The organism is Peptacetobacter sp., from assembly GCF_029264495.1.
Classification (GTDB): Bacteria; Bacillota; Clostridia; order Peptostreptococcales; family Peptostreptococcaceae; genus Peptacetobacter.
Genome location: NZ_JARIBH010000063.1, coordinates 1 through 11,024, shown reverse-complemented (window position 1 = coordinate 11,024; position 11,024 = coordinate 1). Strand labels below are relative to the sequence as shown.

8 protein-coding genes and 1 pseudogene are annotated in these 11,024 nt (G+C 27.7%); all 9 read left to right on the top strand.

What is annotated here, in order from left to right; genetic code table 11:
• Window positions 1-1,255 (top strand): RNA-guided endonuclease InsQ/TnpB family protein (locus Q1J78_RS05895; protein ID WP_330683278.1); only part of this gene is annotated, 1,255 nt, incomplete at its 5' end.
• Window positions 1,256-1,346: 91 nt separating this feature from the next.
• Window positions 1,347-1,646 (top strand): annotated as a pseudogene (locus Q1J78_RS05890) (aminoacyl-tRNA hydrolase); the annotation flags it as partial.
• A 44-nt stretch (window positions 1,647-1,690) separates the two neighbouring features.
• Window positions 1,691-5,107 carry a transcription-repair coupling factor gene (mfd, locus tag Q1J78_RS05885; protein WP_300277886.1) on the top strand — a complete coding sequence of 1,139 codons (3,417 nt, stop codon included), beginning with the start codon at window positions 1,691-1,693 and terminating at the stop codon, window positions 5,105-5,107.
• 71 nt (window positions 5,108-5,178) lie between these two features.
• Window positions 5,179-6,198, top strand: coding sequence for a peptidylprolyl isomerase (locus Q1J78_RS05880; protein ID WP_300277883.1), 1,020 nt, complete (start codon window positions 5,179-5,181; stop codon window positions 6,196-6,198).
• A gap of 185 nt (window positions 6,199-6,383) precedes the next feature.
• Entirely contained in the window at window positions 6,384-7,997 is a 1,614-nt protein-coding gene (locus Q1J78_RS05875; RefSeq protein ID WP_300277880.1) for a putative polysaccharide biosynthesis protein, read from the top strand.
• A gap of 14 nt (window positions 7,998-8,011) precedes the next feature.
• Complete coding sequence (mazG, locus tag Q1J78_RS05870; protein ID WP_300277878.1) at window positions 8,012-9,589, top strand: nucleoside triphosphate pyrophosphohydrolase; 1,578 nt, start codon at window positions 8,012-8,014, stop codon at window positions 9,587-9,589.
• Window positions 9,590-9,783: 194 nt separating this feature from the next.
• On the top strand, window positions 9,784-10,062 hold the full coding sequence (locus Q1J78_RS05865; RefSeq protein ID WP_300277875.1) for a non-specific DNA-binding protein Hbs: 279 nt from the start codon (window positions 9,784-9,786) through the stop codon (window positions 10,060-10,062).
• Between the two features lie 85 nt (window positions 10,063-10,147).
• Window positions 10,148-10,390 carry an RNA-binding S4 domain-containing protein gene (locus Q1J78_RS05860; protein WP_300277873.1) on the top strand — a complete coding sequence of 81 codons (243 nt, stop codon included), beginning with the start codon at window positions 10,148-10,150 and terminating at the stop codon, window positions 10,388-10,390.
• 23 nt (window positions 10,391-10,413) lie between these two features.
• On the top strand, window positions 10,414-11,024 hold a 611-nt coding region (locus Q1J78_RS05855), incomplete at its 3' end, for a Ppx/GppA phosphatase family protein (protein ID WP_300277870.1).

Sequence of the window (11,024 nt, the reverse complement as noted above, 5' to 3'; positions counted from 1 at the left end):
TATAATGTATTTAACGATGAAACAACAAATAAAACAATTAACTAAGGAAGATTACAAAAATTTAAAATTGTTGTCACATATAGCTAAGAATTTAGCAAATGAAGCAATCTATAATATTAGACAGTACTATTTTATGGAAGGTGAATATTTAAATTATCAAAAGAATTATGCGTTACTAAAAAATAGTCCTAACTATAAAATGTTAAACTCAAATATGGCACAACAGATTTTAAAAGAAGTAGATGGATCTTTTAAATCTTTCTTTGGACTACTTAAATTAGCAAAGAAAGGTAAATACAGTTTTAAAGATATAAAACTTCCTAAATATCTTCCTAAAGATGGTTTTACAACATTGGTCATAGGTTTTGTTAGAATAAAGGGGAATAAATTAGTTATTCCATATTCAAATACTTTTAAGAAAGAACACAAAAGTATTGAGATAAATATTCCACCTAAACTAGTTGATAAAAAGATAAAAGAGATAAGAATTATACCAAAGTCAAAAGCTAGGTTCTTTGAAATTCAATATATTTACGAAGTAGAAGAAATTCAAAGTAATGTCGATAAAAATAAAGCACTAGCGATAGATTTTGGAATAAATAATCTTGCAACTTGTGTTACATCAACAGGAAAGTCTTTTATCGTAGATGGAAGAAAATTAAAATCTATAAATCAATGGTATAACAAAGAAAATGCACGTTTACAAAGTATAAAAGATAAACAAGGATATAAAATTAGATACACAAATAGACAATTAAAAAATACTCAAAAAAGAAATAATAGAGTTAATGACTATATGAATAAAACAGCTAGAATGATAATAAACTACTGCTTGGAAAATAGTATAGGAAATGTTGTATGTGGGTATAATGAAATATTTCAAAGAAGTTCCAAATTAGGTAAAAAGAATAATCAAACTTTTGTAAATATACCTTTTGGTGTGCTTCGAGAAAAAATAGAATATCTTTGTAAATTATATGGAATAAACTTTGTTAAACAAGAAGAAAGCTATACATCAAAGGCAAGTTTCTTCGATAAGGATAATATCCCTGTATATAATGATGACAATCCTAAAGAATATAAATTTAGTGGAAAAAGAATAAAAAGAGGATTATATCAAACAAAAGAAGGGAAATTGTTAAATGCAGATGTAAACGGGGCGTTAAATATATTAAGTAAAAGTAAAGTTGTGGACTTAGATGTCCTATACAATAGAGGTGAGCTGGACACACCGATAAGAATAAGGGTTGCGTAGCAATCAAACTTCTTAAATAAAGTTTTAAACTTTTAGAACCCTACAACTTTAGTCGTGGGAGGTTCAGAAACCAGAACTAGATAAGTTAATAGTTATTTATGATGATATAGATTTAGAAATAGGAAAACTTAGAATAAGAAAAAAAGGTAGTCCAGGAACACACAATGGAATGAAATCAATAATACAGTGTTTAGGAACAAAAGATTTTCCTAGAGTTCGAGTTGGAGTAGATAAACCAGAAAAAGGAAGGGACTTAGCAGATTTTGTGTTATCTAGAGTTCCAAAAGATAAAGAAGATGATATGAATGCAGGTTTTGAAAAAGCAAAAAATGCTGTAGATGCGATAATAAGAGAAGATATAGATAAATCTATGAATAAATACAATGGATAATTATTATAAGTATATATCAATATATTAGAATAGAGGGGATAAAAATGGGAGATGTATTTTTTAATCCGCTTCAGAATTCAAAAGAATATATAAAACTTAAAGAAAGACTTAATTTAGAAGGAAGATGTTTATTAGTAAATGGATTGAATCAGTCACAAAAATCTCATTTATCATCTTCCTTATTTAAAGACCTTTCAAGACAAATTGTTTTTATAGCATCGACTGAATACGAGGCGAGAAAAATTTATGAAGATTTAAAGTTTTATGTTAAAGATAAAGTAGAAATGCTTACTTCTGATGAAATAAGATTTTACTATTTAGATGCAAAAGATAGAAAACAAGAAGCAAATAGAATAAAAACACTTTTAAAATTAGCGAAAAAAGAAAAATTAATACTAGTTACAACTGCTGATGCAGTACTTAGAAAATATTTACCAAAAGAAATCTTATTAAAAAATACTTTTAAATACAAAGTTGGAGATATTATAGATATAGATAGTTTTACAGAAATGTTAGTGTCTTTAGGATATGAAAGAGTCTCTAAAGTAGAAGGCTTTGGTCAGTTTAGTGTTAGAGGTGGTATTATAGATGTATTCTCACTTGAATATAAAAATCCTGTGAGAATTGAGTTGTTTGATGATGAGATAGATTCTATAAGAACATTTGATGTATTTTCTCAAAAATCAATAGATAAGATGAAGTCATTTATATTAACACCATCTAGAGAATTTATATATCCAAAAGAGTTAGATAAAACAGTTGAAAGAATGAAAAAAGATAGACCAAGTGTATCCAGTGATGATATAGAAGCAGTTATAGAAAAAGTATCTATGGGAGAATATTTTGATGGTGTAGAAAACTATATAGATTATTTTTATCCAGAAGATGAAAAAAGTTTATTTAGCTACTTGAATAAAGATGCTTTGATATTTATAAATGATATATCGAGAATGAAGGAAAGATGCGATAATTTTTCTGAAGAATTTAAAGATAGTTATAAGATGAATTTAGAAAGAGGTACAGCTCTAAAATCTCAGGGAAAATTAGTATATAATTATATTGATTTAGAATATTATATGGGAAATAGAAATATAATTATAAATTCATTATTACCAAAGGCAGTAAAAGGATTTAATATAAAGGAAATAATGAATTTTGATAGTAGGGAAATACCTTCATTTAATGGGAAAATAGATATACTTGTAGATGAATTGGAAAGATTAAAATATTCTGGTCATAAAATAATTCTAGCTACAAATAGCTTAGAAAGATCTAAAAAATTAAAAGAGTCCTTAACGGAACATAATATAGAAGCATCTATCATAAAAAAAAGAGATGTAGAAATAAAATCTTCGCAATTATTTATAATTGAAGCTCCGATAAGCGAAGGATTCCAATATAGAGATATAAAATTTACAGTGATAACTGATAAAGAAATGATAGGTGTCCAAAGAAGTGGATTAAAACAAAAAAGAAAGAAAAAGAAAAATGAAAATGCACAAAAGATAGATTCTTTTTTAGATTTAAATGTTGGAGATTATGTTGTTCACGAAAATAGTGGTATAGGTAGATATACAGGAATTGAACAGATAACTGTAAATAATATTAAAAAAGATTATATGAAAATAGTTTATAAAGACGGGGATAATCTTTATGTTCCAATAGACCAAATGGATAAGGTACAGAAATATATAGGTGCAGACGCTGAAAAAGTAAAATTAAGCAGACTTGGAACACAAGAGTGGACAAAAGCAAAAGCTAAAGTCAGAAAAGAAATAGAAGATATGACTGAAGAACTTATTCAGTTATATGCAAAAAGAGAGAAAGTAAAAGGGTATAAATTTTCAAAGGATACAGTTTGGCAAAAAGAATTTGAAGATAAATTTCCATATCAGGAAACAGATGATCAACTTAAAGCTATAAAAGATACAAAAAGAGATATGGAATCATCTAGAGTGATGGATAGACTTATTTGTGGAGATGTTGGATATGGAAAAACAGAGGTTGCTATAAGAGCAACGTTTAAAGCTTGTATGGATGGAAAACAAGTGGCGATATTAGTTCCAACAACTATACTTGCTCAGCAACACTATAATAATTTTAAAGAAAGATTTGAAGATTATCCAATAAGAGTGGAAGTTTTGAGTAGATTTAAAACAGCAAAACAACAAAAACAAATAATAGAAGATGCAAAAAAAGGTATGGTAGATGTTCTTATAGGAACACATAGGATAATATCTAAAGATATAGAGCTTCCTAAGTTAGGATTAGTTGTAATAGATGAAGAGCAAAGATTTGGTGTGAAACATAAAGAAAGTCTAAAAAAAGTCAAAAATACAGTAGATGTATTAACTCTTTCAGCAACGCCGATTCCTAGAACCTTACATATGTCTTTATCTGGTATAAGAGATATGACTGTAATAGAAGAACCACCTCAAGAGAGACATCCTGTAGTAACATATGTTACGGAAGCAAGAGATAGTATAATTCAAGATGAAGTTGAAAAAGAAATTTCTAGAGGAGGTCAAGTATTTTTTGTTTATAATAGAGTAGAAGGAATAGAATCAATAGCAGATAGAGTTAGAAAGCTTGTTCCAGATGCTAGAGTTGCAGTAGCACATGGAAGAATGAGTTCAAAAGTTTTGGAAGATATTATAATATCTTTTATGCAAAAAGAAATAGATGTTCTTGTTTGTACAACTATAATAGAAACAGGAATGGATATTGCAAATGCAAATACAATGATAATATATGATGCAGACAATATGGGACTTGCTCAACTTTATCAGCTTAGAGGTAGAGTTGGTAGAAGTACTAGACAGGGATATGCATTTTTAATGTACGAAAGAAATAAAAATTTAAGTGAAATAGCTGAAAAAAGATTAAAAGTAATAAAAGAATTTACTGAGTTTGGATCTGGATTTAAAATTGCTATGAGAGATCTTGAAATTAGAGGTGCTGGAGATGTATTAGGAGCACAACAGCATGGACATATGGCAGTAATTGGGTATGAATTGTATGTAAAAATGTTAAATGAAGCCATTAGAAAAATAAAGGGAGAACCTGAAATTGAAGAAATAGATGTTGAAATTGATTTAGCAGTGGATGCATATATTCCAGATAGATATATAGAGGACGAAATGGCTAAGATAGAAATGTACAAAAAAATTGCATCAATTGATAGTAAAGAGGATATGTATGATATACAAGAAGAACTTGAAGATAGATTTTCTGATATACCAAAATCAACTCAAAGTTTACTTACTATAGCATATATAAAATCTCTTTGTAAAAGATTAAAAATAGAAAAAATAAGACAAATAAATAATACAGTATATATGAAACCATATTCAGAATATAGGTTAAAATCTAAAGTAGGATATAAGATGGTTGAGGAGATAAAAAATGTTCTTGAACTTTATTTAAAAAAAGAAGAAGAGAATAAAAACACTATTAAATAAAGATAAGTGGAAATAAATACAAGTACATGTTAATATATAATAAATTGTATTAAATGAAAAGGGGTGTTAATTTGAAAAAATTAGTTACAATAATGCTTGCAGCTATTATGAGTTTATCTTTAGTAGCTTGTAAAAATAAAGATTTAAATGAAACTGTTGCAGCTGTCAATGGACATAAAATTACTTTAGGTGAATATGAATTTATGCTAAAAATGAATAAAGCATCTGTTGAATCTACTATAGGTGGAGATTCTCGGTGGAAAGAAAAAGATAAAAATGGAGAAACTTATATAGATAAGTATAAAATGATAGTATTAAATCAGATGATAAATACTGAATTATTAGCTCAAAATGCTGAAAAAGAAGGTATAAAACTAACAAATAAAGAAGTACAATCATCATTTAATGATTTAAAAACTTATATAAACTCAGATGAAGAAATGAAAGAATCAGCTAAAAAATTGGGAATAACAGATGATTTTCTAAAAGAACAAGCAAGACTTAGCTTATTAATACAGAAATCACAAGATAAGTTCTATAAAGAAAGTAAAATTTCAGATGAAGAAATGAAAAATTATTATGATAAACATATAAATGAGTATAAAAAAGATGAAGTTGAAGCATCTCATATACTTATAAAAACTACAGATGACAATAATAAGGAACTTCCTAAAAAAGAACAAGAAAAAGCAAAGAAAAAAGCTGAAAAGATTTTAAAAGAAGTAAAAAATGGAGGAGATTTTGCAGAACTTGCTAAAAAATATTCTCAAGATCCAGGTAGTGCAGCAAATGGCGGTGCTCTTGGAAGTCCGTTTGGAAAGGGAGTAATGGTTAAAGAATTTGAAGAAGCAGCATTTTCTATGAATCCTGGAGAAATATCAAATCTTGTAAAAACAGATTTTGGATACCATATAATAAAAGTAACAGATAGAATAAAAGATACAACAAGTTTTGATTCAGCTAAAGAAGGGATAAAAGAAGAATTACTAAAAGACAAGTATGCAAAACAAATCGAAGCACTTCAGAAACAAGCTAAGATAGAAAAAGATGATAAAGTAATAGATTCAGCAGAATTTTTAGAAAAAAAATAAATTATAATTTTAAACTACCTTTTACAAAATTTCATTATAAAAGGTAGTTTATTTTTTGTACTAAATAATCTAGAAAAGTCTGAAAACGTTAGAAAATCAAAGAAATTAATAGCATAAACTTGAATAAATAGCTAAAAATATGGTATAGTAAAGTCTGTTATAAAAATTAAAAATGGAGGAAAGATATGAGTAAAGATAAGACCAAAGACTCCTTTTTAAAGGGAGCACTTATTTTGGGTATTGCAGGTGTTGCCGTAAAAATAATCGGTGCATTTTTCAGAATACCACTAGGGAATATGATAGGTTCAACAGGGATGGGTTATTATCAGTCAGCTTATCCAGTATATACATTATTTTTAACATTAGCTACAGCAGGTTTTCCGACAGCAGTTGCAAAATTAGTTTCTGAAAAACTAGCTATAGGAGATGAAAGAGGAGCTGATAAGGTATTTAAAGTATCTAGTAAAGTACTTTTCATAACAGGTTTAATATCATTTTGTATATTCTTCTTTGGAGCAGAATGGATAGTAACTAAGTTTATAAAAAATCCTGAAGCAGTTTATTCAATGAAAGCAATTGCTCCAGCACTTATAATAGTACCTCTTATGTCAGCATATAGAGGATATTTCCAAGGACAGAAGGATATGACCAAAATTGCTATTTCACAAATAGTAGAACAGTTATTTAGAGTTGTTCTTGGTTTAGGATTAGCATATATGCTTATGAAATCTGCTGGACCAACTATGGGAGCAGCTGGTGCTATATCAGGTGCAGCTATAGGGGCTTTAGCATCTATAATATATCTTATTGCAGCATTTGCTAGAGGAGCAAAAGATAGAAAAGAAAAATTAAAAAATAGTAAAATATTTGATGAAGAAAGTTTTGGTAGAATATTTGAAAATTTACTTGCAGTTGCAATTCCAATAACAATAGGTGCTTCTGTTATGCCACTTGTAAATATGGTGGATAATGGTATAGTTATAAGAAGATTAATGGTTGCAGGCTACTCACTGAAAGAAGCAAATTCTATGTTTGGTCAGCTTACAGGAATGGCTATGTCTATAATAAACTTACCAGCTGTTATAACAACTGCTATGAGTATGAGTTTAGTTCCATCTATATCTCAAGCATATGCACTTGGAAATAAAGATAAAGCTAGAAAAGATACATTAAGTGCTGTAAAAGTCACACTAATAATAGTACTACCTTGTGCATTTGGTATGGCATCACTTGCAGGCCCTATAATGAAATTATTATATCCAGCAGAACCATCAAGTGTAGGAGTTATACTATTTACACTAACACCTTGTGTAATATTCCTTGGTTTAATACAGACTTTAACAGGAATACTTCAAGGTATGGGAAAAGCTATAGTTCCAGTAATTGCATTAATATTTGGTATGGCATTTAAAATAACTATAAGTTATACATTAACAGCAATACCTTCAATAAATGTATTGGGCTCAGCTATGGGTACAGTTATGGCTTATACAGTAGCAGCTATAATAAATATAGCTTATGTAAAAAAATCAATGGGTGTAAAATTCTCTAAAAAAGAATTTATAATAAAACCTTTAACAACAGTTATATCAATGTTTATAGCTGTTAAATTAGCATATTATTTAATAAATCCAATACTTGGAAATACAATAACTACATTAATATCTATAATAGTTGGTGGAATAGTGTATGTTGTGGTTCTTTTAGGTATCGGAGGAATTACTAAAGAAGAAATAATAACAATGCCAAAAGGTGAAAAAATATATTCTATATTAAAAAAAGTAAGACTTATAAAATAAAAAGGTGATAATAAATGATAAGTATAGTAGGATTAGGACCAGGAGATATATCTCTAGTCAGTTATGGTGCTATAGAAGCACTTAGAAATTCAAAATACGTATATTTGAGAACAGAAAAACATCCTGTTATAGATAAACTTAGAGAAATAACAGATTTTGAAAGTTTAGATTATTTTTATGAAGAAAATGATAGCTTTGATGATGTTTATAAAAATATATCTGAATTTATAATAGAAAAGGCGAAAAAAGAAGATGTTGTTTATGCTATTCCAGGACATCCAAGAGTAGCAGAAAGAACAGTTGGAATGATAGAAAATTTAGCAAAAGAAAATAATATAGATGTAGAAGTAATAGCATCTATGAGTTTTGTGGATGCTATGTTTGAAGCTTTGTCTTTTGATCCTTCTAATGGATTTAGATTAGTAGATGCATTTGAAATGAAAACTTCTTATATAGATACAGATATAAATTTAATAATAACTCAAGTGTATGATGAATTTATTGCATCTGAAGTTAAATTATATCTTATGGAAAGATATGATGATGAACAAGAAGTTTATATAGTAAGAGGTGCTGGAATAAAAGGAGAAGAATTTATTAAAAAAATAAGACTTTGTGAATTAGATTGGTCTGAAAATGAATTTGATTATCTAACAAGTCTTTATATTCCAAAATCAGAAAGTAAAAAATATAGTACAGTGCATGATTTAGAACTTATAATGAAAACTTTAAGATCTCCAGAAGGTTGTGATTGGGATAAAAAACAAACTCATGAATCATTAAAAAATTCTGTCATAGAAGAAGCATATGAACTTTATAATGCTATAGAAAACGATGATATAGATGAAATGATAGAAGAATTAGGAGATGTACTTCTTCAGGTTATTTTCCATTGTCAAATAGGAAAAGAAGAAGGTTGGTTCGACTTAAATGAGGTTTCAGATGGAATATGCACAAAACTTATAAATAGACATCCTCATATATTTGGAGATGCCGATATAAATAGAGAAGAGTTTGAGAAAACTTGGGAAGAGATAAAGAAAAAAGAAAAAGATGAAAGTACTATAACAGAGGGAATAAAAAGAATACCTATATATCTTCCAGCTCTTATGAAGGCAGAAAAAGTACAACATAAAGCAGCTTTAGTTGGATTTGATTGGGATAATATAAACGATGTATTTTTAAAAGTAGAAGAAGAGTATACAGAAGTAAAAGACGCATATAATATGGATTTTACTAAATTTTTACAAGAAAAATATCCTGAAAAATACGATGAAATAATGAAAATTAACAACTCAGATATTATTTTAGAAAAAATTAAAGAAGAAAATACAGAACTGCTTGACGAATACCATAGAATAAAGATACAATACATAAAGGAAGAAGTGGGAGATTTATTATTCTCAATTGTAAATCTTGCGAGATTCTTGAAAGTAGATACAACAGAGGCATTAAATTCTACAATAGATAAATTTATAAATAGATTTGGATATGTTGAAAGTAAAATAATTGATATGGATAAAAATTTTGATGAAATGTCTCTTGAAGAAATGGACGAATTTTGGAATGAGTCAAAGAAATTAGAAAAATAGTATAAATTATAATAAAAATATGATATTATAATTTTGTATTTTGTGATAAAAACGTAAAGCTATTGCAATTACTATATAGCTACGTTATTATATAATAATAGCCTTTAAATATAGGTAACAAATCTGAACCCTAGATTGATATTACTTATGTCTAGGATAACGATAAATATAAATAAAATTAGGAGGTAGATACTGTGAATAAAGCTGAATTAGTATCAAAAATTGCAGAAAAAAGTGAATTAACTAAAAAGGAAGCAGAAGCAGCATTAAATGCTTTTATGGAATCTGTTGAAGAAGCATTAGTTTCAGGAGAAAAAGTACAGTTAGTAGGATTCGGAACTTTCGAAACTAGAGATAGAGCCGCAAGACAGGGAAGAAACCCAAGAGATCCAGAACAAGTAATAGAAATACCAGCTTCTAAAGCTCCAGTATTTAAAGCTGGAAAAGGATTAAAAGATAAAGTTAATGCTTAATAATTAACTATTATGATAAAAAGTGCAGCTTTGCTGCACTTTTTGTGTATATAAAATTATTTAAAATAAGAAAGGAATTGATAATATGAGATTAGATAAATTTCTTAAAGTTTCTAGAATAATAAAAAGAAGAACAGTTGCAAAAGAAGCCTGTGATAAAGGAATTGTAAAAATAAATGGTAAAATAGCGAAATCATCTACAGAGGTAAATGTAGGAGATGAACTTGAAATAACATTTGGCGAAAAAGTAATGAAATTTAGAGTAAATGAAATAAGAGAACACGTTTTAAAAAATGATGCAAAAGAACTTTATGAACAAATAAACTAATATACAGCAAAGGAGTAAATAATTTGAAATTAGGTGTTATAGATATAGGAACAAATTCAATGAGACTTCTTATTGCAGATATAGTAGAAAATAATTTGATTAATAGAAAAAAATATGTAAATACTACTAGAATAGGACAAGGTGTAGATAAAAATGGATATATAACATTAGAAGCTATGGATAGAAATATTAATGCTTTAAAAGAATACAGAGAAAAATGTATAGAATGTAAATGTGAAAAAATATATTGTTTAGGAACATCTGCTATTAGAGATAGTAAAAATAAAGAAGAATTTTTAAAAAGAGCGAAAGAAGAAGCGAATATAGATGTAGAAGTTATAGAAGGTTCAAAAGAAGCAGAACTTGGATTTCTTGGAGTTATAAATGGTATAAACAAAAAAGATGATATTCTTGTTTTAGATATAGGTGGAGGTTCTACTGAATTTATATTTGGAAATGTAGATGGAATAAAGAAGAGTAAGAGTGTAAATATAGGTGCACTTAGGCTTACTGAAAAATTTTTAGCTTCAGGATATACTGATGAAGCATTTTTGAAAATGAATAGATTTATAAATGATCAAATAAAAGAGATAATATCAGATTTAAAAAAAGAAAATATAAATTGTATCTGTGG

Excerpts from the sequence above, each read along its gene's own strand:
- Q1J78_RS05860 (WP_300277873.1), top strand. The coding sequence starts at position 10,148 with ATGAGATTAGATAAATTTCTTAAAGTTTCTAGAATAATAAAAAGAAGA.
- mazG (WP_300277878.1), top strand. The coding sequence starts at position 8,012 with ATGATAAGTATAGTAGGATTAGGACCAGGAGATATATCTCTAGTCAGT.
- mfd (WP_300277886.1), top strand. The coding sequence starts at position 1,691 with ATGGGAGATGTATTTTTTAATCCGCTTCAGAATTCAAAAGAATATATA.
- Q1J78_RS05875 (WP_300277880.1), top strand. The coding sequence starts at position 6,384 with ATGAGTAAAGATAAGACCAAAGACTCCTTTTTAAAGGGAGCACTTATT.